The organism is Streptomyces sp. NPDC041968 (assembly GCF_055589025.1).
On sequence record NZ_JBVJCB010000002.1, the window covers coordinates 285,419 to 310,645 of the forward strand.

A 25,227-nucleotide genomic window follows, 5' to 3' on the forward strand; every position below is an offset into this window, starting at 1 on the left:
GGGCGGCTGGTGCCGCCGGCTCGTCCTGCCGGACGAGATCGAGCATGGACAAATCTCCTAGACCTGGGAGGAGAGCGACAGCGGGCGCCGCCTACGGTCCGAGCCACGCGGCCGGTGGCTGAGTTGACCGTAGAGTTGGTTCTGATTCACGTCCATGTCGAATTTTGTTGCTTGCCATACCTTTCCTGGATGACCGTTCCGTGAAGGCGACGCGTCAGGCCGAGGTCACAGGTGCCGGAGCAAGGCGTCGAGTGCCGGATTGTCGTTGTCGGGCCGCCATACGAGGCTCAGCTCCACCGGCTGCGGATCCGGCAGGTCCACCGTCCGGAAGACGACCCCGCCGTAGCGCATCCGGGCCGCGGCCTCGGGCACGAGGGCGGTGCCCCAGCCGCCGTCGACCAACGCCAGGATGCTGTGCACCTGCGTCAGGTACTGGGTGAACACCGGACGAGCCCGCGCGGACCGGAAGATGCTGATCAGCAGTTCGTGGAAGTAACGGGCCTCGATGGGCGAGTACATCAGGAAGTCCTCACCGTCGAAGTCCTCGACCCGCATCGGCCCTTCCCCCGCGGCCAGCGGATGAGCGGCGGGGAGGGCGGCCAGCAGCCCCTCACGCAGCGCCGTGCGGGCGGACAGGCCGGCCCCCGTACTCGTGGGCCGGATCAGCCCCAGATCGAGCGAGCCCTCACCGAGGGCCTTCAACTGGTCCCGGGTCACCAGCTCCTGAAGCAGGATCTCCACTCCGGGCAGCGCCGCCCTGGCGGTCTTCAGCAGGGAGCCGAGCGCGGAGTGGGCACTGGCCGCCGTGAACCCGACGGCGAGGGCCCCCGCCTCACCGGTGGACACCCGGCGGACGGCGAGGGCAGCCTGCTCCGACTGCCGCAGGATGCGGCGGGCCTCCCCCAGGAAGGCGCGGCCGGCCGGGGTGAGGCGCACGCTCCGGTTCGTGCGGTCCAGCAACTGCACGCGCAGCTCGCCCTCCAGCAGCTGGATCTGCCGGCTCAACGGCGGCTGCGTCATGTTGAGCCGTTCCGCGGCGCGCGTGAAGTGCAGTTCTTCGGCGACGGCCACGAAGCTCGTCAGCTGAGCGAGAGTGAACACTGATGCTCTCCAGGTATCGCGAGATCCAAAAACTGTGTTGGACGTGAATCATTCGCGACCGTAGCGTCAGACGTGGACAGACGGCGACCCTGCCCATGCCTCGGTCGCGGCCCGCGACCGGCGGGGGCGTCGCACTTCGGAGCACGCAACCATGGTTCGAACCCGGCACCGTCACCGGGGTGCCTCCCCCGGCCCACCCACCCTCGCCCGGAGGTAGGGCCCGACCGCGCCGCCGCACCTCCTCGGCGCCACCCACCGTCATGTCTCCGCCGGCGACGGGCCGGTGCCCGTCACGCCGCTGCCGGGCCCCGGCCGGACGACGGCCGCAGGGCCCCGGCGCGGGCGGCGTCGAGAACGGACAGCCGCGCTGCCCGCGCCGGCACCACGCGTCACCGCGCGGGGGACCACCGGGGGTGAGGCCCGCCCGCGACACCCCCGCTCCCGCCCACCGCCACCCCACCGCCACGACCATCAGGAGCACCCCATGACGTCCTACTCCCCGGAAGAACTCGGCCACCGGATCGGCTCCGGCCTGCTCTCCTTCCCCGTCACCCACTTCCACGACGACCTGTCCTTCGACGAGGACGCCTACCGGGAGAACATCGGGCGGCTGTCCAAGTACGACGTAGGCGGCCTCTTCGCCGCCGGCGGGACAGGCGAGTTCTTCTCCCTCACTCCCACCGAGGTCGAACGGGTCGTGGCCGCCGCCGCCGACACCGCTCCCGGCAACACGCCGATCCTGGCCCCGGCCGGATACGGGACCGCCACCGCGGTCGAGTTCACCGCGGCAGCCGAACGCGCCGGCGCCGACGGCGTCCTGCTCTTCCCGCCCTACCTCACCGAGGCGGGCCAGGAAGGACTGGCCCGGCACGTCGAAGCCGTCTGCCGGTCCACCTCGCTCGGTGTCGTCGTCTACAGCCGCGCCAACGCCGTCTACTCGGCGGACACCCTCGCCCGTCTCGCCGACACCTGCCCCAACCTGGTGGGCTACAAGGACGGCGTGGGCGACATCGACACCATGACCCGCATCCACGCCCGGCTCGGCGAACGCCTCACCTACGTCGGCGGTCTGCCCACCGCCGAGACGTTCGCCCTGCCCTACCTGCAACTGGGCGTGACCACCTACTCCTCGGCGATCTTCAACTTCGCACCCGAGTTCGCCCTCGACTTCTACGCCGCCGTCCGCGAGCGCCGACAGCCGGACGTCACGCGCATGCTGTCGGACTTCGTACTGCCCTACACGGAGATCCGCAACCGCCGGGCCGGGTACGCGGTCAGCATCGTCAAGGCGGGTATGACCGCCACCGGTCACGGCGCGGGCCCGGTGCGCCCCCCGCTCACCGACCTGACCCCGCTCGAACTGGACGAGCTCCGGACCCTGATCGCGACCCTGCCCGGCACGGCGGCCTGACCCGGGCACGGGCCACGGCGGGGTCGACCACTTTGCCGACCCGAGGGAGGCCGCCCTTGACCTGGTACAACGGGTCGGTGCGAGCGCGTGCTCGACGACGGCGCCCAGGAGGGGGCCCCGGCGACGCGGGGCACGAGGCGGCCCCCGATGCGAGCCGTCGGCCGAACCGGGCCGCTGAAGGACCACGCCTGCTATTCGTAGGAGTCGACGCCGATCGAGTACCCGGCACCAGAGGTGAGGTCGGAGCGGCTCTCATGGCCCTCTTCCGCGAGGGACTCGGCGGTGAGGAAGACGATCCGCAGGCTCATGGCTTCTTTGACGAACCGCAGCTCGCCGGGCACGGCGTCGGGGTCCGGACTCCAGCCGTCCCGGGGGGCCGCTGCCCGGTAGTGCGCCGCCACCTCAGCCCGTGTGCCGGGGAAGGCGTAGATCCGCTCGGCGGACACCACGACATCGCCGCTGTCCGCCCAGCAGCCGGTGTCGACGGTCTCGAACCCCCGCGCAGCAGTGGCCTCGTGGGGCCTCGAGTGGAGAATGTCGAGCGTCGCCAGCTCGGTGATCCGGGCGTCCGTCCCCTCGCAGTCCCGGGCGAGATCCATCAGCGAGCAGCCGCTGAGCATCGAGGCCGCCAGCGCGGTCGCCAGGAGAAGGGACCTCTGCCGGATGCGCGGAGTTCGTGAGGACACAGCAGGGTCCAAGGCGGGAGGCGCGGCGGCGGAGGAGCCGGGGACGGGCCTGCAGGTGATGGAGCCGGCTCCGAAAGAAGTCACGGCCCGGTTCTACCAGATGAACTTCGCGGCCTTCGGTCGGGCACCGGTCGAGGGCCTGCTCCAGGCTGCCCTCGTGCCGTGCACAGGCACGGCCGCCTACGGGCTTCTTCGGCGTGATGCGCCCGTGCTCGGATGCCGGACGGTCCGTGGCAGGGCCCGGTCGCCGAGGTCTCGGCGTCTCGCTCCGAGCGGATCCCGTCGTGCTCTGCGTCGGAGAGCGTGGGGTGTTTCAGCGCAGCAGCGCGTCGAGGAAGGGGCTGGAGATCACGTGGTGGGGGTCGAGGCGGTTCAGGGTCGCGACCGCCTCGTCCCAGCCCGGGCCGCCTCCGGCGCGCAGGGCTGCGGGGACGGTCCGGGTGAGGACGTCCGGGTCGGACCATGCAGCGGTGTCGGTGTAGGCCCAGCCCTTCGACCATTCCACCCGTACGGTCGCCCGGTCTCCGTCCAAGGCCAGGAGGAACTGCTCGATGTCCCGGTAGAAGCGGTGCAGGGTGGGTGTGGTCGGCAAGGAGAGGATGTCGATCCACACGGCGGTGTCGGCGTCCGGCCGGTCCGGGCGCGGTCGCAGGGCGGAGAGCAGCGGTGGCCGGGCTCCGGGGACGCCGCACACGGCGGGGTCCTCCAGGCCGGTCACCCGGATCTCCACCTGGCCGTTGACCGGGTACTCCCCTCGTGCGGCGTACTGGGCGAGGAGCGTGCCGTAGAAGTCGGCGAACTGGCTGACCACCCACTGCAGGTCGGCGCGGCGGGTGAGGACGGCGTAGCCGTTGGCCGTCTCGCGCAGGGTGGTGGGCCGCACGTACTCCAGCAGGTTGCGGGAGGCTCCCCACAGGTCGGAGCGGAGCCCGCCCACCAGCAGGTGGGTGAGCACGTCGCCGGTCAGCACGTCCCGCACGAGGGTCTTCGACAGCAGGACGTCGGTGATGTCACCGGTCAGTGCGACCTTGGCCAGCAGGTACTGGACCTGTCCGAAGAGCGGGGCGCTCGCCCAGGCTCCGGAGACGAGTGTTCCGGCGAGCCGGGCCACCGGCTCGGGAAGGGAGTCGGAGAAGGGGTAGTTGTACGGCCCGTCGACCGCCCGGGAGGCGAACGGCCGGTCGGGGGCGACGCTCCAGACCTTCAGCCAGGGCCTGTCCGTGAACGCGAACCAGATCGCCTCCGCCCGGCCGGTCCTGTCCACGAAGGAGGCCAGGGTTCTGGTGCCGGGCGGGGCCCCGGGGGCGGCGAAGAGTTCGGTGGCGGGGATGTCCAGGAAGGACTGGCAGCGCAGGTTGTGATCGGTGCCCATCCGCAGCACTGCCTCGGTGACGAGGGAACGGCCGAGGTGGGTGAGGAGCGCGTCGCAGTCGGGATCGGCCCGGTGGACCGTCCGCAGGATGTAGCGTCCGGCGCCGTCGTCCCAGACGACCGCGGTCAGTTCGGTGACCAGGTTGCTCATCGAGCCGTAGCCGTGCCCGGGTGACGGGTTCTCACCGTGGGCGGCGACGGCCGTTCCGTGCGCGCCGATGGCCAGCGCCCCGCCGACGGACAGTTCCCCGGGAGCAGGGGCGGCGACGACCCCGTAGCCGCGCGCGCCGGCGAACGCGAGGAGCCTTTCCAGCAGGGCGCCGGTTTGGACCCGGATCAGGGCCGAACCGTCGGCGTCCTGTCGCTCCAGCGACATGCCGGTGAGGTGTGCGGTGGTGTCCACCAGGATGACCCGGGCCGCGGCGGGTGTGCCGTCGGCAACCGTGAGCGGAGCCCAGCCATGCCGCTTGCCCTGGGCGCGTACCGTCCAACCGGCACCGTGCGCCCAGTTCACGACGTCGAGCAGGTCCTGTGGGGTACGTGGCGCGCAGGTCCACAACTGGTCGGCACGGATCTCACCGGCCCAGTTCTCGTAGACCCGCCGGAAGACGTCGAGCCCGGGCGGGAAGCCGGTCGGTGAGGGGGCATCGGCGTAGGCGCTGTCCGGCCGGACCACCCCGCGCCACAGCCAGGCCCCGCCGCCCGCGGCGATGGACGAGGCGAGCAGCCTGCGCCGCGACAGTCCGCCGTCCTGGAGCGAAGAATCGTCCGTCATCCCGACAACCTCCCCTGGTCCCGCCTCACTTCGGACCGGCCCTGGCGGGTCGATCGAGCATGGACGCTAACCGGCCGACGAAGAGTCTTGTAGTCATATGGTCGTTTGATCTACACGATCGAGTGACAATCGGGCGAACATACCTTCTGGGGACTCCAGAACGGATGCGGCCTCCGACGGCCTTATCAGGCCGCATCGCGCGGTCCGCCGCTTCCTCCCCCGCCTCCGCCTGCGCCTCCGTCGGGGATACGGGCCAGGCCCACCGCGTCGTCCAGCAGTAGGGCCGCGCCCTCATCAGGATCCGGCACTGCCACGGCACCCCTGCCGTGGCAGTGGACCCGGTATCCACCGCGGCAGTTACGGACGCTTCTCGCCACCGAACAACCGTCACATGTGGTTCAGCTGCGCGGACTTGATGCCAGGGAACCGTGAGTGTCCAACGCGGACCAGGCCTGGCACCAGGCTCTTGGCCCTGGTCATGCCCGCGGATCCTCCCTCAGGGGCAGGCACTCGGCGAGCAGGTCGACGACGTCACGCCAGGCTCGCTGCGCGTGCTGTGGGTGGTAGCCGACGCCGGGGACCGTGGGGTGGTCGACCGGCGGGTGGTGGAAGGCGTGCAGGGCGCCGCCGTAGACCGTGAGACGCCAGTCGACGCCCGCGGCCTGCATCTCGGCGGTGAACGCGTCCCGTTGTGCGGGCGGCATGATCGCGTCTTCGGACCCGACGCCGGCCCACACCGGGCAGCGAATACGCGCTGCCTCGCCCGGTCGGCCCGTGGTGGTGGCGTTGACGGTCCCGATCGCGCGCAGGTCGACGCCGTCGCGCCCGAGTTCCAGCGCGACGGCTCCGCCGGTGCCGTAGCCGATGGCGGCGATCCGGTCGGGGTCGGCCCGCGATTGGGTGCGCAACACGTCGAGCGCCGCATGGCCGATGCCCCGCATCCGGTCGGGATCATCGAGCAGTGGCAGACAACGGGCCAACATCTCCTCGGGGTCGCCCAGATAGCGCCCACCGTGAAGGTCGAAGGCCAGCGCTACGTATCCCAACTCGGCGAGAGCATCGGCCCGGCGACGCTCGACGTCGCTGAGCCCCGTGCCCTCTGGTCCGAGCAGCACTGCGGGTCGGCGGTCGATACCGGCCGGGAGTGCGAGGTGGCCAAACATCGTCAAGCCGTCGGCCGGGTACTCGACCTTACGCGTCGTAATCGTCGTCACGAGACTGGACTGTAGTGATCGCCGAGCCCGGTCGGCCGAAGTTCTGCCCTTGGCAGACAGCGCGCGTGTCCCCGTGGGATACGGGCGAGCGCTCAGGGTTACACCAACCTCCCACCCTTCTTCTTCTCTTCACGCCGCTGGCGGACCATAGCCCCCACGGCAACTCCGACCACGGTGACGACTCCCAGGATGATCGTCGCCGGCATGGAATCGTTGATCGGCGCAAATGCCAGGTTCTCCATTCGAACTCCTCCTGAGCACGTTGCCGGTCAGTGAGATACCCCTTGTGCCGACTCGTTCGCCTGCAGCCCGCGTCGGCTGGACCGCAGCTTCGGTCGGCGTGGTGCGGGCGGTCTACCCGTTCGAACGAGCGGGTGGTGGTGTTCGGGGGGGGCGGCGGTGGGTGAGGTAGGTGTCTTGAAGCGGCTCGCCAATCACGGCTCCTGGCGAGCCGCCTCGGTCACACCGTCAGGTCACCGCCTCTCGTGGCGGCCGACTGCGGCACCGTGCGGTCGGAGTCCCACCGTCTGAAGCCCTGTCGGATGTCGCTCAGTGTGCGCTCCGTCCGATCCGGGGGAGCGTCCCCGCGTCGCCACCGCTACGCGCGGCCCGCCCTCGCCGACGGGCTCGGTCGGCGCATCACCCACAGGGGTGGTTACGCACAGGGTCCGCCTCCGCCCGAGCCGGAGCGCCGGAAGAGCAGGCGAGGACCGCGGGCGTTCGGGGTGGGCAGCGGGTGAGCAGGCCATGAAACGTGTCCAGTTGCCGGGTCCTGGCACGGTCCCTTTCCAGCGCCTCTACACTGCGCGGGTGATCAACGACCTTCCTGCGGGACTTACCGCCCGGCACCCCAGGGCCGAGGATCACCTGCGGGTGCTGGCCGTGCTGGACAGGTGGTGGGGCGGGCTCAAGGGCGAGGCAGGGGCAGTCGAACGCGCGCTGCTGCTTCCGCGCCTGTACTTCCAGCACTTCACCACCACCAGTTTTCTCATCGAGCGCTCCGACGGAGAACTCGCCGCGTTCCTCGTCGGCTTCTTCTCGCAGACCGAACCGGACGTCGCCTATGTGCACTTCGTCGGTGTCGACCCGGCGCAGCGCGGACTGGGGATCGGACGCGCCCTCTACCGAACCTTCTTCGCCCTGGTACGGGCCCACGGTCGCCGGTATGTGCACTGCATCACCAGCCCTCAGAACACCGCCTCGCAGGCCTTCCACGCCCGCCTCGGGTTCATCGCCGCGCCCGCCCAGCGGGACTACGACGGTCCTGGACTCGACCGCGTGGCCTTCGTCGTCGACGTGGTCCGGGACCCGGCGGCCCGCCCGGCGCGCCGGCTCCGGGTGCTGGACGCGGTCCTGACCGTGGAACACCGCCCCGAGAGCGGCGAGCCGGGCGGCGGCGACTGGCTCGCCCTGGTACGAGCGCCGGAAGGGCTGACGGTGATCCGTCCTGCGGACAGTCCGGTGTCCCCGGCCGATCGCTGGGTCGCGCTGTACGACGCCGATCCGAACCACGGACTCGACGAGCCGGGCCTGCTGGCCGCCGTCCTCGCGCCGTTGGCCCGCGCCGCGATTCCGGTGTTCACCTCCTCGACCTACCACGCCGACCTGGTACTTGTCCCCGAACAGCGTCGTGACCAGGCGCTGGCTGTCCTGCGCTCGGCCGGGTACGAGATCGGCTGATCCATGCCGTTGGGGTGTCCCCAGGCGTCCGGCGGGGTGCACACCTCTCCCAAGCCGGGCCGATGTGCTCGGGCTTGTCGTGGTTCTCGGTGCGGGGGGGGGCGCTGGCGGCCCGGTTCGCCGGGGCCGCTGTCCATGACGGACGTCGGACTGACTGGCCGTCAACGCGTCGTGCGCAGCCGCAAAAGGCGGTGGGGCCGGGCAGCGTCGTGAACCGGTCCGGTGGCTGTCACTTCCTGGCCGCGCCGGGTTTTCCGCCGAGAGATTCCTGGTAGACGTCCGCGTAGGTGGGAGAGTCCTTGATCAGGTCGTCGCAGAATGCGGCGACGTCGGTGCCGATGAGTTCCAGGACTCCCTGGCCGGCGGCGGCTCCCTCCTCGAAGAAGTCGACGATCTGAGGGAGCAGGGGCCCGTCGGACAGGCTGACCGGTCCGACCTTGAACAGGTACTTCTGCATCTCCCTGTAGACGATCCGGTAGTCCGGCGGGAGTGCCTTGACCCGGGCGACGTGCGCCCGCCACTGCTTCTTGCCTTCGACGATGTCCTGGATGCTCACGTCAGCCTCCCAGCCGGCTCAGTTTCCGTGCGACGTTCCGGTTCAGCTGCTCGCGCCACCGATCGCGATGGGTCCGGGCCCCTGCTCCGCCGGCCAGCGCCGTGCAGAAGCCCTGGATGTCGTCGCCGAGCACCTCGTGGACGCTCTGCCCGTCCGCTGCCGACACTTCGAGCAGCCCCAGGGCTGCGTCGAGGAGCGGTGTCAGGTTGCGGCCGGTGAAGTCCCCGTAGGGGAAGAGGTGAGCGACGATCTGGTCCCACGCCGCCCGGTAGTCGTCCGGCAGCTCTGCCACCCGGGCTCCGAACGCCTTCCAGTCCCTGGTGAGATCGCTGCCAGTCGCCTTCTCCCAGAAGTTCATCTCCCGCCCTCCTTGAGCCTGTCGATGCGTGATGAGAGGTACTGCCATTTCGTCCAGAACCGTGCGCGTTCCTCGCGTCCGGCGTCGTTGAGCGCGTAGAACTTGCGCGGCGGGCCGACCCCGGACGGCCGCTTCGTCACCTGGACGAGCCCGTTCCTCTCCAGCCGCAGCAGGATCGTGTACACCGTGCCCTCGACGACGTCGGCGAAGCCGAGCTCGTTCAGCCGGCGGGTGATGGCGTACCCGTAGGTTTCCTCGCTGCCGATGATCTCGAGCACGCAGCCCTCGAGCGTGCCCTTCAACATCTCCGTCAGGTCGTCCATCGCGGGTGCTCCTCAGCCCTGCCGGTACTACGTGATACCGAATACCGCTACACGGTATCACTGAGTAGCAGGCGGCACCGTTTCCGGTGCCGTCTGTCTGGGAGTTGGCATCCAGCGGGGACTGTCGGTGGCTGGTGACAGGATCTTCGGTATGGATCTACGTCTGCCCGGTCTCCACCGCGCATCCGCACACCGACCTGATCCAGTGAGTCTCAGCCCGGGGTGCGGCGGCCCCGTTCCGTGGGGGCGTGGGTGCGGCGGGGCCGTCCTTCCGATCCCCGTGGCGAAAGGACGGCCCCTGGCTGTGCGGTGATGGACCGGTCAGTACAGCTTGTCGACGGCCGTGGTCGTGGTCTTCTTGAAGGCGGTCACCGGTGCGCTCCGGAAGTCGCCCATCTGGCCCCAGCCCACGACGGTGACGGTCCTGCCGTCCCGCCCGACCGACAGCAGGGAGACGTCGTTGGAGCCCCAGGACGTCTCGGTGTGCAGGCCGCGGACGCGGGCGCCCTCCTCGACCGGCAGCTTGCCGTAGTCCCGGCTTTCGGCCTCGACGTCGGGCGAAGCCTCCTCCATGCGGTCGGCGCAGGTGCGGATCAGGTCGTCGTAGTGCTTCGCCAGGGCCTTGGCCTGGGCGGCCGTACCTGTCACGACGGTCAACTGCACCGCGCTGGTGTCCAGTTCGGTCCAGAACTGCCGGTGCCGGTAGTCGTAGGAGGGCACGCCCTCCGTGCTCACGCAGCCGCCGAGTGCCTCCGGGAATCCTTCGGTGACCGGCCCGGCACTCCAGGACGACGTCGGGTGCGGCGGCAGCTGGGAGGCCGACAGGAACTTGGGCGCGGCGGTCTTCGGCTTGACGGTCGTCGGCGCGGCGCCGGCGGCCGGTGCCGTCAGGACCGTGCCCGCCGCGAGGGCGGCGACGGCGAGTGCGGTGAGAGCGCTCGTTCGGATGCGCAGGGACATGGGTGTTCCCCCGTGAATGGGTGCGTGGACGTGGATGCCGCGGCGAGGCCGGCTGGTCGGCCCGGGCCTGGCCGGTGCGGTACCTGAAGCATCAGCGGTCACAGCGGGCGGGCGCAACAGCCGGCGGCCGATCGGACACGGTGGAACCATCCCAGCCCATCTGACGTGCAGGTCTATGGGGTGCCTGGGACGGTGTCCCGGGCCCGGGCGGGGTCGTGGGGGGACAGGGAGGGCTTGTGTCGGCACAGGACGGCGGCGACGGCTACGACGGTATCGACGCGGTGGCGGAGTTCGCGGCGCTGCTGCGGGCGCTGAAGGAGCGGACGGACCGCAGTTACGGCTCGCTGGCCCGCCGCCTGGGGATGAACACCTCGACGCTGCACCGCTATTGCGCGGGCGACGCGGTGCCGCTCGACTTCGCCCCGGTGGAACGCTTCGCGGCCCTGTGCGGGGCGAGTTCGCAGCAGCGTCTGGAACTGCACCGCCGTTGGCTCCTGGCGGTGGCGGCCCGCCGCCGGCCCCGTGCCGCCGGGGCGGCGCCGAGCGCGCCCGATGCCGTGGCGGCGGAGGTGGTCGGCGACCCGGCGGGCGGAGCGGGCACGGCGGACACAGCGGTCGACACGGCGGAGACAGCGGTTGAGGAGAGCGCCGGAGCGGACGCGGCGCCGGGAGCGGGTGGCGGGCCGGCCGCCGAGACGGCCCCTGCGCCCGGACCGCACGGGGCACCCGCACCGCCCGAGCCGTCCGCACCGGTCGGACCCGGCGGACCCGGCGGGCCGCAGACCGCGCCCGCGTCCTCGCGCCGCCCCTGGTATCGCCGTAGGCGTCTCGTGGCCGGGCTGGCCTCCGTCTCGGCCGTGCTCGCGACGCTCGGGGCGCTGTCCGCGCTGCCGGAGGGGCGGCCGGCGTCCGGCGACGGGCCCGCGCAGGTCGCCGCCACGGCGTCCGGTAGGGCGTCCGGTACGGCGGCGTCCGCTGCGCCGGAGGCCAGAGCGCCTGAGCGACGGGGCGCCTCGCCCGGCCCGAGCGGCACCCCCGCCTCCGAGCGGCCCCCGGCCTTCGCCACCCCGAAGGAGCAGCAGGACACCTCCCGCCCGCCCGGTGCGGCATCCGCCCCGCCCAGCGGCGAACAGCCCGCCGGACTACCGCTCACCTGGTCCGTCGACTCCCAGGCCTGGAAGCTCGGTTGCGGTCACGACTACGTCATCGCCAAACCGCCGGGCCAGGTCCCCCCTCCCCCTGCCCCGCAGGACGCGGCGCCCTGGGCGGCGACGCAGAGCGCCGTGCACGGCGGCGAGACGCTCGTGCAGTTGTCGGTGCAGGGGCGCAGCGACACGGCCGTCGTACTGGAGGCGCTGCGGGTGCGCGTGGTGGGCCGTACGGCGCCGGCCGAGGGCAACGCCTACGCCATGGACCAGGGTTGCGGCGGCGCGGTCACTCCGCGGTACTTCGCCGTGGACCTGGACAAGGACCGCCCTCTGGCCCGCGCGGTCGCCGGAAACGACTCCGGCACGCCGATCCCGGCCGTGCGCATGCCCTACCGCGTCTCGGCGCGGGACCCCGAGGTGCTGCTGGTCACCGCCGGGACCAGTACGTGCGACTGCCGCTGGTACCTGGAGCTGGACTGGTCCTCGCAGGGCCGTACCGGCACGGTGCGCATCGACGACGACGGCCGCCCGTTCCGCACCAGCGCCGTCGAGGGCCTCCCCCAGTACGCGTACGACACCCTGGCACGCCGGTGGGGCCTCGCGTCGGAGTGAGGGCGGGGCGCGCGTTGCCGGGGGCGTCGTGGACGTGCGTGCTCCTTGCCGGTCCCACCGTCCAGGAGCCGTACGGCGGGTCCTGCCGCCGTGGCACCCGGGAGCCGGGCGGGGCCGGGCCGGGCGGCGGTCGATGGCGCCGGCCCCTGCCGGACCCGAACGTACGAGCCAAGGGTGACGGCCCTGTCTTCGGCCGGTCAGGGCCCCTTTCACACTGTCAGACTGCCACTGGCGAAGGCTCTGGCCGGGGTGTGGGTTCGGGCAGGACGGGGTGGGCGTGACCAAGCACGGTGCCATCGATCATGGTGCTGCGGACGAGACGGGTCCGCAGGGGGAGGACCACGGTGTTCCGCGGGCACGCGCGGCCGCGGAGGAGCGGCCGGGTGAACGGGAGAGCGGTGACGGGCTCGACGGGCAGCGGCGGGAGGGTCGCCCGGTGCGCGGGGTGCCGCGGCACGTGGCCTGCGTGATGGACGGCAACGGACGGTGGGCGCAGCGGCGTTCGCTTCCCCGCACCGCCGGGCACCGGGCCGCCGAGACCACGGTCATCGACACCATCGAGGCGGCCCGGGCCGCCGGTGTCGAGTGGCTCAGCCTGTATGCCTTCTCCACCGAGAACTGGAACCGCCCCGGACCCGAGATCTCGTTCCTGATGCGTCTGGTGCGCAGGGTCGTGCGCAAGCACGCGCCGTTGCTGCTGGCCCGTGGCATCCGCTGCCGGTTCCTGGGGGTCGCCGACCCGCGCATCCCCCGCGAACTGAGCCGGGACTTCGACGACCTGACGACCCTGACGGCCGACAACCGGGGGATGACGCTGACCGTCGCCTTCGACCACGGGGGGCGCCGGGACATCGTGGAGGCCGCGCGGTCGCTGATCCGCAGCGGGACGCCCGCCGAGGAGGTGACCGAGCGGCTTTTCGCGGGCCACCTGCCCTTCCCCGACACCCCTGACGTGGATCTGGTCATCCGCACCTCCGGCGAGCAGCGCATCTCCAACTTCATGCTCTGGCAGGTCGCCTACGCCGAGTGGGTCTTCCCCGAGGTGCTCTGGCCGGACTTCCGGGCCGCTGACTTCCTCGACTGCCTGCACACCTACCGGTGCCGTGACCGCCGCTTCGGTGGCGTACCGGCCGCGACGGACGGAGACCGTTTCCGATGAGCGACACCACGACAACGACCGGCGAGGCGCCCCTGTTCGGGCCGGAATCCACGTTCGGTTCCTTCTTCGACGACCCGCGCTGGGCACTGGCCATGATCCGCGCCACCGTGCTGGAGGCCGCGCACCCGCAGATCGGCGCCGCCCTCGTCGACCACTCCACGTTCCTCGCGCATCCCTGGCGCCGGCTGCGCAACACCTTCCTGAGCATGCGGCGCATGTTCGGCTCGGACGCTTCGGAACGGGAACGGGAGGCCGCCCGGCTCAACCGGCTGCACGCCCGGATGAGCGGCTCCGATTCCCGCGACCGCCCCTACGACGCGACGGACCGGGCCGCCCGGGCCTGGGTGGTCGCCACGCTCTTCGAGAGTGCGGTCACCATGTGCCGGCTGAGCGGCCAGCCGCTCGACCAGGACACCATGGAGCGGATGTACGCCGAGTACCGCGCCTTCCTCGCCGCGCTGGACGGCGACGCCACCGCGCTTCCCGAGGACCTGGGCGGCTTCTGGCGGTACTTCGACGGGGTCGTCGAGAACGAGCTGGAGAACACCGAGGCGGCCCGCGTCATCCTCTACCGGCTCTTCGACCACCTGCCCGCCCCGGCGCTGCTGGACGGTGCGCCGGCCCTGTGGGCGGCCGGTCGCAGCGTCGCCGGTCCGCTGCTGGGCGCGATCACCGTCGCCTCGCTTCCCGAGCCGTACCGGCGCCGGGCCGGTCTGCCGGAGATGCCCGGAGCGCCGGCCCTCATGCAGGGGGCCTACCTGGCCGCTGGACTCGCCCGCTTTCTGCCGCAGGGCTGGATCAACGCCGAAAGCATCATCGAGGTCCTCTCCCTCTCCCCCGGCAGCGACGACCCCCGGGCCCGGACCGTGGCCGCGCTGGGCTCCCGGATGAGGCGCGCGGCAGCCCTGCTCCGTCTCCTGTCGCCGCTGGGCGGCGATCCCTCTCCCGAGCCGGACCGGGCAGCCTCCGCCCCGGGCGGCCCGGGAGAGGGCCGGCGTGCGGCGGAGGACTTCTTCCGGGAGGTGCTGGACCAGACGGGCGACGGCCACGTGGACTGGCCCGACCTCGCGGCCATGGCCCGCGAACTGGCCACCCGCCTCGACCTGGACGAACCCGAGGAGACCCGCCTCTACGACGCCTTCGCCGCCTGGTGGCGCGAGCTGCAGGCCGCCCTCGACACGGACGGCGACGGCCGCGTCAGCGCGGGCGAGTACTCCGCCGCCGTCCCCTCGCTGGCCGGGCCGGCACTCATCCGCGCCGCCGAGGTCCTTTTCGACGTCACCGACAAGGACGGCAGCGGAACCATCGACGCCGACGAGTACCGGGCCCTCTTCCGCACCGCCTTCCACCGCGACCTGGCCACCGTTGACGGCACCTGCAGCCGGAGCGCGTTCGTGGGCGACTTCCTGTCCTTCATGTCGGGGCGCCGCACGAGCACCCCCTACGATCCCCTCCTCGCCGACGCCTGATACGGGTGCACGTCGGCGGCAGCCCTCGGTGCGGCACGCGGCGTCGCCGCCGACGCGACGGGTCAGCTCGCCCCGCCCTGGCCCGCGCTGCCCATCGGGCCGACCCGCACGGGCGTGCCGGTGCCGTCGGTGACGGGCAGGGTGGCGGCGCCGGGCCAGGCGAGGGTGACGGACTTCGTCTCGTCGGGCGGTGTCACGACGAGCCCGGTGATGCCGACTCCGGAGCCGCCCGTGTCGTTGAGCGGGTAGGTGATGCCGAAGGACACCGACTCGCCGTCCTTGAGGACGATGGAGTCGGCCTTCTGACCACTGCGCTCGGCGGACAGCTCCCCTTCGTCGGTCTTCAGGTCGACGCCCGCGTAGCCGGCCAGGGCGCAGTCCCGGCCGCCGCCGTTCTTGAACGTGACCGCGACCGACCCCTCGGGGTCGCCGTCGATGGTGGCGTCCGTGGCGGTGACCTCCAGCTCGCCGGTGCGGCACCTGCCCACGCCGGCGTCAGAGCCGCTCCCCGCGGCCGTCTCCTGCCCGCCCGAGCCCTCGCCGGCTCCCCGGTCCGAGGAGCCCGAGCCGGCGCCGCCGCCCGACGAAGACCCGGAGGACGCGGAGGACCCGGAGGACGCGGAGGACGCGGCCGGTCCGTCGCCCTGCGGCGTGCCGTCATCGCCGTTGCACGCCGTGAGCGAGAGACCCGCGGCGACGAGCAGGGCGGTGAAGGTGAGCTTGCGAACGCGCATCGGTTCTTCCTCAGTCTCGTGGGAGGTGCGCCCGCTCGGCACGGTTCGGTCCGGGTGAGCGCTTGTGACCGCCAAGAGCCGCCCGGCCCGCCAGCCCGTTCCGCCCGCCTCCTCCCTAAGACATCCCTGTTACACGCCGGGCCCGGCACAGCACGGCCCACCCCGTCGGATCAGGCCCCCTACCCGGTCCTCGACCGACGCCGTCGGTACGGGAGTACGGGGTGGGGAACGGGGTGGTGACACAGTGCCCTCACCGCGCGCAGGAGCGTCGGGCCACCGGCCGGGGCGCTGGTTACGGCCATCGCGGCCCATGAGACACGCGTACCGTGCGCCGGGACAGACCCGTGACCCGGCGGATCTTGACCACGACGCGGTCCACGAGGCCGACGTGCCGTGCCGCGGGGTCCCGGTGCCCGTCGGGAGGTGCCCGACCGGACCGAGCGCCGACCCGGAGCACGCCACGCGTCCGGCCCGGAGCACGCCACGCGTACCGGAGGCCGACGGCGACCGCCGGCTCCCGGACGCTCGGGCCCCGGTCAGCTCTGGGCCGCGGCGGGGTCCATCCACATGACTTCCCAGGTGTGCCCGTCCACGTCGTCGAAGGCACGGCCGTACATGACCCCGTGGTCCTGGGTCTCACCGGTGACCGAGCCGCCGGCGGCGACGGCCCTGTCGACCAGTTCGTCGACCGCCTCCCGGCTGGACGCGCTCAGCGCGAGCAGCACCTCACTGGACGTCGTCGAGTCCACGATCTTCTTCTTGGTGAACTCGCCGTACTTGCGGTGGGTGTGCAGCATCAGGGTCACGGTGTCGCTCAGGGGGATCGAGGCCGTCGTGTCATCGCTGAACCGGTCGTCCAGGGCGTACCCCAGTCCGGTGAAGAACTTCTTCGACGCCTCCAGGTCGTCGGCGGCCAGGTTGACGAAGAACATCTGCTGGTACACGGGTTGGGTCCCTCTCATGAGTGGCTCGCAGGCCAGGTGCCGTCGCATCGCGGGCCGGCCTGTGATCGGAGCCTAGGAACCCATCGCGGCCTTCGGACGTCCATTCGATCAGGTTCGAAAACGTCCCGGCACCTCCAGGAGGCCCCGCTTGATCCGGCTGCACATGTCCGCCGAGCGACTGGCCGGCCTGCGCTGGGCGGTGTCCCCGGTGGGCGAGCTGGCCGCCGCGCTGGTCACGGTGTCGGAGGCCAGGACGGCGGCCCACCCGGTCCTCCGTCGTCTGCGGGCCCTGCTGGACTCGGGCCACCTGCCCACGCTGGCCGCCGTCACCCGCGGCTACACGGCCTACCTCCCGGAGCTGCTCACACCGCCGCCCCGCACCTTCCTGCCGCCGGTGGAGGAGCAACTGCACGCCGTCGCCTCGACACCTACGAGCACCGTGAACGCACAGTTCACGGCATTCCTCTCCGGGGGCACGGCGCGCAGGGACCGCTGTCCGTGGCTCGGCGAGCACGAGTTGCAGCAGGCCGACGCACGGGTGCGCGGCCGCATCGAGATGAACGAACACGACCTGCGTGAGCGGCTGGCGGGCGAACTGCACTGGTTGTGGAAGCGGACGATGGCGGCCCGCTGGGACGCGGTCACCGCGGGCTTCGAGGGTTTCGTCGAGCGGCAGGGCACCGTCGCCGCACGGGAGGGACTCGGCGGCGCGCTCGCGGGCCTGCACTCCTCGATGTGCTGGGACGAGGGGTCTCTGCGGATCGACTCACCCCTCGACGGCGAGGTGAGCGGGCATCACCCCTTCACGCTCGTACCGAGCCTCTTCCTGCCGCGCATCGGCCTGCACGCGCCCCTGCACCGCGGCGGAGCCCAGCTCGTGGTGCCCGTGAACGCGTCACCGGACACGAAACCGGTCATGGCCCCGGTCCTCGGGGCCACCCGTCTGGTGATCCTGCGCAGCCTCGCCGAACCGCGCACGACCACGGCGTTGGCCGCCCGTCACCACCTCACCGCCGCCACGGTCTCCTTCCACCTCTCGCGCCTCCTGGCCGCCGACCTGGTCCGCCGCGAGCGCGAGGGGCGGTACGTGTACTACCGCCGCACCGCGAGGGCCAGGGCCCTGCTGGGCCCCGCCCCGCCGGCCGGCCCCGCGACCGCGCCCGGCCGCCCCGAGGCCGGCTCGGCGCAGCGGCCCCGTTGAGCCCCGCCGGCGTCAGGTCGCCGTCGCCGCGGCCGCCGCCCGCCCGGTCAGGCGGCCGGAGAAGAGACAACCGCCGAGGAAGGTTCCCTCCAGTGACCGGTACCCGTGGAGGCCGCCTCCCCCGAACCCCGCCACCTCGCCGGCCGCGTACAGTCCCGGGACGGGTTCGCCCGACGCGTTCAGGACGCGGCCACTGAGGTCGGTCTGGAGGCCCCCGAGGGTCTTGCGGGTGAGGATGTTGAGGCGCACCGCGATGAGGGGCCCGGCGTCCGGGTCCAGGATCCGGTGGGCGGACGCCGTCCGGCTCAGCGCGTCCCCGGGATAGGCGAGGGCGTTGCGGATGCCCATGACCTGCACGTCCTTGGTGTACGGGTTGTCGATCTCCCGGTCGCGGGCCTGGATCTGGCGTTCCAGGTCGTCGTGCCGGATGAGACCGTCGCCGGTGAGCTTGTTCATGCCCCTGACGAGCTCCGGCAGGCTCGTGGCCACGACGAAGTCCACACCGTTCTTCTTGAACCTCTCGATCGGTTCCGGTGTCTGCCAGATCCGGGAGAGGAGCTTCCAGACGTTCTTCTCGGTGAGGTCCGGGTTCTGCTCGGAGCCCGAGAGTGCGAACTCCTTGGCGATGATCTTCTGGGTGGTGACGAACCACGAGTAGTCGTATCCGGTGTCCGTGATGGACTTCAGGGTGTGCAGGGTGTCGTAGCCCGGTATGTCGGGGGTGTCGAAGCGTCTGCCGGTGGCGTCGAACCACAGGGACGACGGGCCGGGCAGGATGCGGATGCCGTGGCCGGGCCAGATCGGGTCGTAGTTCCTGAGGCCCTCCGTGTAGTGCCACATCCGGTCCGGGTTGACGATGCGTCCGCCCGCGGACTCGGTGATCGCCAGCATGCGCCCGTCCACGTGCGCCGGAACGCCGGTGATCATGGTCTTGGGCGGTGTCCCGAGGCGGTCCGGCCAGTTCCGCCGGACGAGGTCGTGGTCGGCGCCGATGCCGCCGGACGTCACGACGACCACGGGGGCACGCAGTTCGAACTCGCCCACGACGGTGCGGGAACTCGGTTTCCCTCGGGACACCGTGCTCGGTTCCAGGACGGCGCCCCGCACGCCGGTGACCGTGCCGTTGGTGGTCACGAGGCTGTCGACGCGGTGCCGGAACCGGAAGACGACCCTGCCGGCGGCCCGCGCCGCCCTGACCTTCTTCTCGAACGGTTCGACGACGGCGGGCCCCGTGCCCCAGGTGACGTGGAACCGGGGCACGGAGTTGCCGTGCCCGTCCGCCAGCCCGCCGCCGCGCTCGGCCCAACCGACGAGGGGGAACCACTGGACGCCGAGGCCCGCGAGCCAGGAACGCTTCTCGCCCGCGGCGAAATCCACGTAGGCCTCGGCCCACTTGTAGCCCCAGTAATCCTGGCCGGTGGGGTCACCGACGCCCCGGTCGAAGCCGGCCGTGCCGAGCCAGTCCTGCCAGGCCAGTTCTCGGGTGTCCTTGATGCCCATCAGGCGCTGTTCCACCGAGTCGACGAAGAACAGGCCGCCGAAGGACCAGAAGGCCTGACCGCCCAGCGAGGCCTCCGGTTCCTGGTCGAGGAGCAGCACCTTCCGTCCGGCCGCGGCGAGTTCGGCCGTGGCCACCAGGCCGGCGAGGCCGTGGCCGACGACGATCGCATCCGCCTCCTGCGCCTCGGCGGCGACGGCGGGCGCGGTCTGCGCCAGAGCGGCCGCGGCGAGCGCGCCTCCCGTGGCGGTGAGGGCGTGGCGGCGAGTGATCCCGGCAGGTGCGGACGAATTCTGCATGGGCTGCCTTCCGACGGCGTACGGGGGGAGGAGCGCGCGCCACGACTGCGACGGCGGGAGGCCGACGAGGATGACGAAGTGATGAGGAGGGCGAGGTGACGCGGGTGTTACCGACGGTAGCCCAGTCGGCCCGCCACGACCAGAGCGCTGCGTGAGGCGGCGGCCCCGCCGGGGAGAGGGCCGCGGCACACCGGCGCTCACCACACCCCCCCCTCCCACGCGGGGGCCCGTCCGGGCGAAGAGCCCGCGCACGTCACCCCCCGGGGGACCGCGACGGAGCCCGCACGGCCACGGTGAGGGGTAATGTCACGATTTGCCAGGTGTGCCCTGTTCCCGTTCGTGGGGAGCGCGGTCACTGTCGCCGCAGCGGCCCTGACGACGCCCGGTCCCACAGGAGGTACCCCCGTGAGCGATCTGTACATCGACGGTGAGTGGACGCGGGCCGCGGCCGGCGCACGGCGGGAGGTGCTCAACCCGTACGACGCCACCGTCGTCGGCACCGTCGACGAGGCGGACGCCACCGACGCGGACCGCGCGGTACGGGCCGCCCGCCGTGCGTTCGCCGAGGAGGAGTGGGCGGACGCGCCCACCCGCCGACGGGCCGACCTCCTGCTGCGCGTCCACCGCCTGCTGCTGCGCGACAAGGAGGAGATCGCCCGTACCGAGACCCTCGACACCGGCAAGACGCTCACCGAGTCCCGCGTCGACGTGGAGGACGTGGCGAACGCCTTCCGCTACTACGGCGAACTGGCCGACAAGGACGGCGGTCGCGTCGTGGACGTCGGCCCGGACGTCCTCAGCCGTGTCGTCCACCAGCCGGTCGGGGTGTGCGCGCTCATCGCCCCCTGGAACTATCCGCTGCTCCAGGCCTCGTGGAAGGTGGCACCGGCGCTGGCCGCGGGGAACACCCTCGTCCTCAAACCGAGCGAGGTCACTCCGCTCACCACGATCGCCATGGTCCGGCTGATCGAGGAGGCCGGGGCGCCGCGGGGCGTCGTCAACCTGCTCCTGGGGGCCGGCGCGACGGTCGGCGCCGCCCTCACCGGCCACCCCGAGGTGGACCTGGTGTCCTTCACCGGCGGCCTCGCCACCGGACGCGCCATCATGGCCGCGGCCGCCGAGGGCCCGAAGAAGGTGGCCCTCGAACTGGGCGGCAAGAATCCCAACGTCGTCTTCGAGGACGCGGACTTCGCCACGGCCGTGGACCACGCGCTCAACGCCGCGTTCCTGCACTCCGGACAGGTCTGCTCCGCCGGTTCCCGGCTGCTGGTGCAGGACACCGTTCACGACGCGTTCGTCGAGGCCCTCGCCCGCCGGGCCGCGGCGATCCGGCTGGGCAGTGGCCTGGAGGAGGGCACCGAGAGCGGCCCGCTCAGCTCCGCCGAGCACCGTGCCAAGGTCGAGGCGCACATCGCCGCCGCACTGGAGGAGGGCGCCCGGCTCGTCACCGGCGGCGGGCGCCCGGACGATCCCGCGCTGGGCCGCGGCTTCTTCGTCCTGCCGACCGTGTTCGCCGACTGCGACAGGTCCATGCGCATCGTCCAGGAGGAGGTGTTCGGCCCGGTCGTCACCGTCGAGCGCTTCCGCACCGAGGACGAGGCGGTGGAACTGGCCAACGACACCCGCTACGGCCTGGCCGGCGGTGTGTGGACCTCCGACGCGAGCCGCGCCCAGCGCGTCGCCCAGCGGCTGCGGCACGGCACCGTGTGGATCAACGACTTCCACCCGTACGTGCCCCAGGCGGAGTGGGGCGGCTTCGGACACTCCGGGGTGGGACGGGAGCTGGGACCCGCCGGGCTGCGGGAGTACCAGGAGGCCAAGCACATCTACCAGAACCTCTCCCCCGCCCCCTCCGGCTGGTTCAAGGGCTGAACGGGACACGGTCCCCGCCCCGCCGAACGGGACGGGTCCCCCCCGCCCCGCCGCAAGACCGCCGCAAGACCGCCGCAGACCGGCTCCCGGAAGAAAGGCACCCCATGGCCGCCACCACCCCGCACGGCCCGGAGACCTCCTACGACTACGTCATCGTCGGCGGCGGCACCGCCGGCTGCGTGCTGGCGGCACGCCTGAGCGAGGACCCGGACTGCCGCGTCTGCGTCATCGAGGGCGGGCCCAGCGACGTCGGCGACGACCGGATCCTGCGGCTGCGCAACTGGATCAACCTGCTCGGCTCGGAGTTCGACTACGGCTACACGACCGTCGAGCAGCCGCGCGGCAACTCTCACATCCTGCACTCGCGGGCCCGCGTGCTCGGCGGGTGCTCCTCGCACAACACGCTGATCAGCTTCATGCCCCTGCCGCAGGACCTCGACGACTGGGTGGCCCGGGGCTGCGCCGGCTGGGACCCGGGGACGGTCCTCCCCTACCGCGACCGGCTGCGCACGCGGATCGTGCCGGTGGCCGAGGCGGACCGCAACCCGATCGCCAGGGACTTCGTCACCGCCGCCGCGCGCGCCACGGGTGTTCCCGTCGTCGAGGACTTCAACGCCGAACCCTTCGCCGACGGCGCCGGCTTCTTCTCCCTGGCCTACCAGCCGGAGGGCAACCTGCGCTCCTCCGCCTCCGTCGCCTACCTGCACCCGGTCCTGGACCGCCCCAACCTCACGCTCCGTCTGGAGACATGGGCCCACCGCCTGCTCACCGACGAGGCCGGACGGCTGACCCGTGTCGCCGTCCGGGGCCCCGACGGCCTGCCCGCCGCCGTCCGCGCGGAACGCGAACTGCTGCTGTGCGCGGGAGCCATCGACACCCCGCGACTGCTGATGCTCTCCGGCTACGGGCCCGCCGACCAGTTGCGCGCCCTGGGCATCGAGGTGCGGGCCGACCTGCCCGGCGTCGGAGAGAACCTGCTGGACCACCCGGAGTCGGTGATCGTCTGGGAGACGGCCGGCCCGCTGCCGCCGAACTCCGCGATGGACTCCGACGCCGGGCTGTTCCTTCGGCGGGAGCCGGACCAGCCCCGACCGGACCTGATGTTCCACTTCTACCAGGTGCCGTTCACGGTCAACACCGAACGCCTCGGCTACCCGGTTCCGGAGCACGGGGTGTGCATGACGCCGAACGTACCGCGGGCCCGGTCCACCGGGCGCCTGTGGCTGCGCAGCAGCAACCCCGCCGAACATCCCGCGCTCGACTTCCGGTACTTCACCGACCCCGAGGGCTACGACGAGCGCACCATCGTCGACGGTCTGCGGATCGCCCGCGAGATCGGCGCCACCGACCCGTTGCGCGACTGGCTCGTACGGGAGGTGGCGCCCGGCCCCGACGTGACCTCCGACGCCGCCCTGTCGGAGTACGGGCGGCGGGCCGCGCACACCGTCTACCACCCGGCGGGCACCTGCCGGATGGGCGCCCCCGAGGACCCGATGGCCGTGTGCGACCCGCAGCTGCGGCTGCGGGGCGTGGACGGCGTACGCATCGTGGACGCGTCGGTGTTCCCGTCCATGCCCACCATCAACCCCATGGTGACCGTGCTGCTCGTCGCCGAGCGGGCCGTGGACCTGCTCGGCGGAGGGTCCGGTGCGGCGGGCCGGGAGGCGGGCCGGTGACGGAGCAGGACGCCCCGGACGTCCGCCCGGCGGACTCGGGCACGCTCAAGCCGGTGGTCTTCTTCGGCTCGGCGGCGCTGATCCTGGCGCTCTCGATGTGGGCGATCATCTCGCCCTCCGGGGCCGAGAAGGCCATCGGGGTGGCCGTCGACCGGATCTCGTCCTGGTTCGGGTGGTACTACTTCCTCGCCGCGACGCTCTACCTGGTCTTCGTCGTCTTCATCGGTGTGTCCAAGTACGGCACGGTCAAGCTGGGACCGAAGCACTACAAGCCGGACTACGGACTCTTCGCGTGGGCGGCGATGCTCTTCGCGGCGGGCATCGGCATCGACCTGATGTTCTTCTCCGTCGCCGGTCCGGTGAGCCACTACCTCGCGCCACCCGAGGGCTCCCCGGAGACGGTCGCGGCGGCGCGTCAGGCGGTGGTGTGGACGTTGTTCCACTACGGCATCACCGGCTGGGCCATGTACGCCCTCATGGGCATGGTGCTCGGCTACTTCGCCTTCCGGTACCGGCTCCCGCTCGCGATCCGCTCCGCGCTGTACCCGGTCATCGGCCGCCGCATCCACGGGAGGATCGGTGACACGGTCGACCTGGCGGCCATCATCGGCACCGTGTTCGGCATCTCCGTGTCGCTCGGCATCGGCGTGGTCCAGCTGAACTACGGGCTGAAGGTCCTGTTCGGCGTACCCGAGGGGCTGCCCGCGCAGATCGGGCTGATCGTGGTGGCGGTGGTGATGGCCACCGTGTCCGCCGTCTCCGGTGTGGACAAGGGCATCCGTCGCCTGTCGCAGCTCAACGTCCTGCTCGCCGTCCTGCTGATGCTCTTCGTCCTGGCCGTGGGCGAACCCTTCAGACTGCTCAACGCGCTGGTGCAGAACATCGGCGACTACATCAGCGGCTTCCCCTCGATGACCCTGAACACGTTCGCCTACGACCAGCCCACCGAGTGGCTGAACGCGTGGACGCTGTTCTTCTGGGCCTGGTGGATCGCCTGGGCCCCGTTCGTGGGCCTGTTCCTGGCCCGGATCTCCCGCGGCCGCACCCTGCGCCAGTTCGTGGCCGCGACGCTGGTCGTCCCGTTCCTGTTCACCGGGCTCTTCCTCTCGATCCTGGGCAACAGCGCGCTGTTCGTCGTGCGGGACGGCAACACCGAGTTCGGCCGGACCGCGATGGAATCGCCGGAGCAGGCGTTCTACGGGTTGCTGGAGCAGTACCCGGGCGCGACGTTCAGCGCCGGCCTCGCCACGTTCGTCGGGCTGCTGCTGTACGTGACCTCCGCGGACTCCGGCGCGCTGGTGATGGGCAACCTCAGTTCCGAGCTGCCGACGCCGGTGACCGACGCGGCACCGTGGCTGCGCATCTTCTGGGCGGTGGCGACGGGGCTGCTCACGCTCGCCATGCTCCTCGTGGGCGGTGTACAGGCCCTGACCGACGCCACGATCATCATGGGTTTGCCCTTCTCCGCCGTCATGTTCCTGATCATGATCGGCCTCTACCTGGCGTTGCGTACCGAGCGTATGCGGGAGGAGGCGCTGGCCACCTCGCTCCCGGCCTCGCTGTCCGGGCGCACCACGCAGCAGGGCCCGCCGGGGACCCGGAACTGGCGGCGACGGCTCGCCCGGGCGACGACCTTCCCCGGCCGCCGGGCGGCCCTGCGGTTCGTCGACGAGGTGTGCCGGCCCGCCTTCCAGGACGTCGTCGGGGAACTGCGGGGGCAGGGCGCGCCGGCCGAGTTCCTGGAAGACGAGAGCGAGGAGAACGGTCTGCCGCACGTGGGCCTCCAGGTGCCGATCGGCCCGAGCGACGTCTTCGTCTACCGGGTCTGGCCGGTGGAGATGCCCACCCCCGGTTTCGCGACCCGCTCGGTCAGCACCCACGACAGCTATGTGCGTTGCGAGGTGCAGCTGGCCGAGGGGAACCAGGGCTACGACGTGATGGGCTACACCAGGGAGCAGCTGATCGCGGACGTCCTCGACCACTACGAGCGCCACCTGGAGTTCCTGCGGCTGCATCACGAGGCGGCGGCCCGGTCGGCCCTGCCCGACCACCGTCCTGACGACCCGGAGGCACATCTGCCCGAGTAGCGGGCGACCGGTCCTCACGGAGAGCGCGGCCGCGGGCGTGCGTCAGGCCCGTGAACGGGACCGTGCCGCGGCCCACCGCTGAGTGGTGACGGA

21 protein-coding genes are annotated in these 25,227 nt (G+C 71.9%); 9 read left to right on the forward strand and 12 right to left on the reverse strand.

Annotation, left to right across the window (positions count from 1 at the left end):
• Positions 1-225 precede the first annotated feature (225 nt).
• The gene (locus tag ACZ6EG_RS06315; RefSeq protein WP_391968874.1) at positions 226-1,101 is read right to left on the reverse strand and encodes a LysR substrate-binding domain-containing protein; all 876 of its coding nucleotides are present in this window, start codon (positions 1,099-1,101) and stop codon (positions 226-228) included.
• A 484-nt stretch (positions 1,102-1,585) separates the two neighbouring features.
• Between ACZ6EG_RS06315 and kdgD the strand changes: the two genes are divergently transcribed.
• Complete coding sequence (kdgD, locus tag ACZ6EG_RS06320; RefSeq protein ID WP_391968875.1) at positions 1,586-2,512, forward strand: 5-dehydro-4-deoxyglucarate dehydratase; 927 nt, start codon at positions 1,586-1,588, stop codon at positions 2,510-2,512.
• Between the two features lie 191 nt (positions 2,513-2,703).
• Here kdgD and ACZ6EG_RS06325 read toward each other — a convergent pair whose 3' ends face one another.
• From ACZ6EG_RS06325 to ACZ6EG_RS06340, 4 genes are all read right to left on the reverse strand, one after another.
• The gene (locus ACZ6EG_RS06325) at positions 2,704-3,198 is read right to left on the reverse strand and encodes a hypothetical protein (protein ID WP_391968876.1); all 495 of its coding nucleotides are present in this window, start codon (positions 3,196-3,198) and stop codon (positions 2,704-2,706) included.
• Positions 3,199-3,511: 313 nt separating this feature from the next.
• Positions 3,512-5,344, reverse strand: coding sequence for a cholesterol oxidase substrate-binding domain-containing protein (locus ACZ6EG_RS06330; RefSeq protein WP_469602091.1), 1,833 nt, complete (start codon positions 5,342-5,344; stop codon positions 3,512-3,514).
• Between the two features lie 476 nt (positions 5,345-5,820).
• A complete protein-coding gene (locus ACZ6EG_RS06335) occupies positions 5,821-6,558 on the reverse strand; it encodes a dienelactone hydrolase family protein (protein WP_391968878.1) in 738 nt (245 codons plus the stop codon).
• A gap of 98 nt (positions 6,559-6,656) precedes the next feature.
• Positions 6,657-6,800 carry a hypothetical protein gene (locus ACZ6EG_RS06340; protein ID WP_391968879.1) on the reverse strand — a complete coding sequence of 48 codons (144 nt, stop codon included), beginning with the start codon at positions 6,798-6,800 and terminating at the stop codon, positions 6,657-6,659.
• A gap of 568 nt (positions 6,801-7,368) precedes the next feature.
• On the opposite strand from ACZ6EG_RS06340, the gene ACZ6EG_RS06345 reads away from it, so the two are divergent.
• Positions 7,369-8,238 (forward strand): GNAT family N-acetyltransferase, encoded by an 870-nt coding sequence (locus tag ACZ6EG_RS06345; protein ID WP_391968880.1) that lies wholly within the window; start codon positions 7,369-7,371, stop codon positions 8,236-8,238.
• Positions 8,239-8,467: 229 nt separating this feature from the next.
• On the opposite strand, the gene ACZ6EG_RS06350 is transcribed toward ACZ6EG_RS06345, so the two are convergent.
• The 4 genes from ACZ6EG_RS06350 to ACZ6EG_RS06365 form a co-directional block, all read right to left on the reverse strand.
• Positions 8,468-8,794, reverse strand: a complete 327-nt coding sequence (locus tag ACZ6EG_RS06350; RefSeq protein ID WP_391968881.1) for a DUF1048 domain-containing protein — start codon at positions 8,792-8,794, stop codon at positions 8,468-8,470.
• Position 8,795: 1 nt separating this feature from the next.
• Complete coding sequence (locus ACZ6EG_RS06355) at positions 8,796-9,152, reverse strand: DUF1048 domain-containing protein (protein ID WP_391968882.1); 357 nt, start codon at positions 9,150-9,152, stop codon at positions 8,796-8,798.
• The gene (locus ACZ6EG_RS06360; RefSeq protein WP_356611814.1) at positions 9,149-9,475 is read right to left on the reverse strand and encodes a PadR family transcriptional regulator; all 327 of its coding nucleotides are present in this window, start codon (positions 9,473-9,475) and stop codon (positions 9,149-9,151) included. Before ACZ6EG_RS06360 ends, ACZ6EG_RS06355 begins: the two co-directional genes overlap by 4 nt.
• A 321-nt stretch (positions 9,476-9,796) precedes the next feature.
• Positions 9,797-10,435: a hypothetical protein gene (locus ACZ6EG_RS06365; protein ID WP_469602098.1), complete on the reverse strand. Its 639-nt coding sequence runs from the start codon at positions 10,433-10,435 to the stop codon at positions 9,797-9,799.
• Between the two features lie 236 nt (positions 10,436-10,671).
• Here ACZ6EG_RS06365 and ACZ6EG_RS06370 point away from each other — a divergent pair, with 236 nt between their 5' ends.
• The 3 genes from ACZ6EG_RS06370 (at position 10,672) to ACZ6EG_RS06380 (ending at position 14,823) form a co-directional block, all read left to right on the forward strand.
• Entirely contained in the window at positions 10,672-12,195 is a 1,524-nt protein-coding gene (locus ACZ6EG_RS06370; protein ID WP_469602101.1) for a helix-turn-helix domain-containing protein, read from the forward strand.
• Positions 12,196-12,631: 436 nt separating this feature from the next.
• The gene (gene uppS, locus ACZ6EG_RS06375; RefSeq protein ID WP_391969112.1) at positions 12,632-13,354 is read left to right on the forward strand and encodes a polyprenyl diphosphate synthase; all 723 of its coding nucleotides are present in this window, start codon (positions 12,632-12,634) and stop codon (positions 13,352-13,354) included.
• Positions 13,351-14,823: an oxygenase MpaB family protein gene (locus ACZ6EG_RS06380; RefSeq protein ID WP_469602104.1), complete on the forward strand. Its 1,473-nt coding sequence runs from the start codon at positions 13,351-13,353 to the stop codon at positions 14,821-14,823. The genes uppS and ACZ6EG_RS06380 overlap by 4 nt, the downstream gene beginning before the upstream one ends.
• Positions 14,824-14,885: 62 nt before the next feature.
• On the opposite strand, the gene ACZ6EG_RS06385 is transcribed toward ACZ6EG_RS06380, so the two are convergent.
• On the reverse strand, positions 14,886-15,557 hold the full coding sequence (locus ACZ6EG_RS06385) for a DUF4232 domain-containing protein (RefSeq protein WP_469602107.1): 672 nt from the start codon (positions 15,555-15,557) through the stop codon (positions 14,886-14,888).
• Between the two features lie 536 nt (positions 15,558-16,093).
• Complete coding sequence (locus ACZ6EG_RS06390; RefSeq protein ID WP_469602110.1) at positions 16,094-16,501, reverse strand: VOC family protein; 408 nt, start codon at positions 16,499-16,501, stop codon at positions 16,094-16,096.
• A gap of 148 nt (positions 16,502-16,649) precedes the next feature.
• Between ACZ6EG_RS06390 and ACZ6EG_RS06395 the strand changes: the two genes are divergently transcribed.
• Positions 16,650-17,702, forward strand: a complete 1,053-nt coding sequence (locus ACZ6EG_RS06395) for an ArsR/SmtB family transcription factor (RefSeq protein ID WP_469602113.1) — start codon at positions 16,650-16,652, stop codon at positions 17,700-17,702.
• A gap of 12 nt (positions 17,703-17,714) precedes the next feature.
• Here the strand turns inward: ACZ6EG_RS06395 and ACZ6EG_RS06400 are convergent, their stop codons facing one another.
• Positions 17,715-19,499: an FAD-binding dehydrogenase gene (locus ACZ6EG_RS06400; RefSeq protein ID WP_469602116.1), complete on the reverse strand. Its 1,785-nt coding sequence runs from the start codon at positions 19,497-19,499 to the stop codon at positions 17,715-17,717.
• Between the two features lie 405 nt (positions 19,500-19,904).
• Between ACZ6EG_RS06400 and ACZ6EG_RS06405 the strand changes: the two genes are divergently transcribed.
• The 3 genes from ACZ6EG_RS06405 (at position 19,905) to betT (ending at position 25,134) form a co-directional block, all read left to right on the forward strand.
• The gene (locus ACZ6EG_RS06405) at positions 19,905-21,371 is read left to right on the forward strand and encodes an aldehyde dehydrogenase family protein (RefSeq protein ID WP_391968890.1); all 1,467 of its coding nucleotides are present in this window, start codon (positions 19,905-19,907) and stop codon (positions 21,369-21,371) included.
• A 104-nt stretch (positions 21,372-21,475) separates the two neighbouring features.
• Positions 21,476-23,047: a GMC family oxidoreductase gene (locus ACZ6EG_RS06410; RefSeq protein WP_391968891.1), complete on the forward strand. Its 1,572-nt coding sequence runs from the start codon at positions 21,476-21,478 to the stop codon at positions 23,045-23,047.
• Positions 23,044-25,134: a choline BCCT transporter BetT gene (gene betT, locus ACZ6EG_RS06415; RefSeq protein ID WP_391968892.1), complete on the forward strand. Its 2,091-nt coding sequence runs from the start codon at positions 23,044-23,046 to the stop codon at positions 25,132-25,134. Before ACZ6EG_RS06410 ends, betT begins: the two co-directional genes overlap by 4 nt.
• Positions 25,135-25,227: the final 93 nt, after the last annotated feature.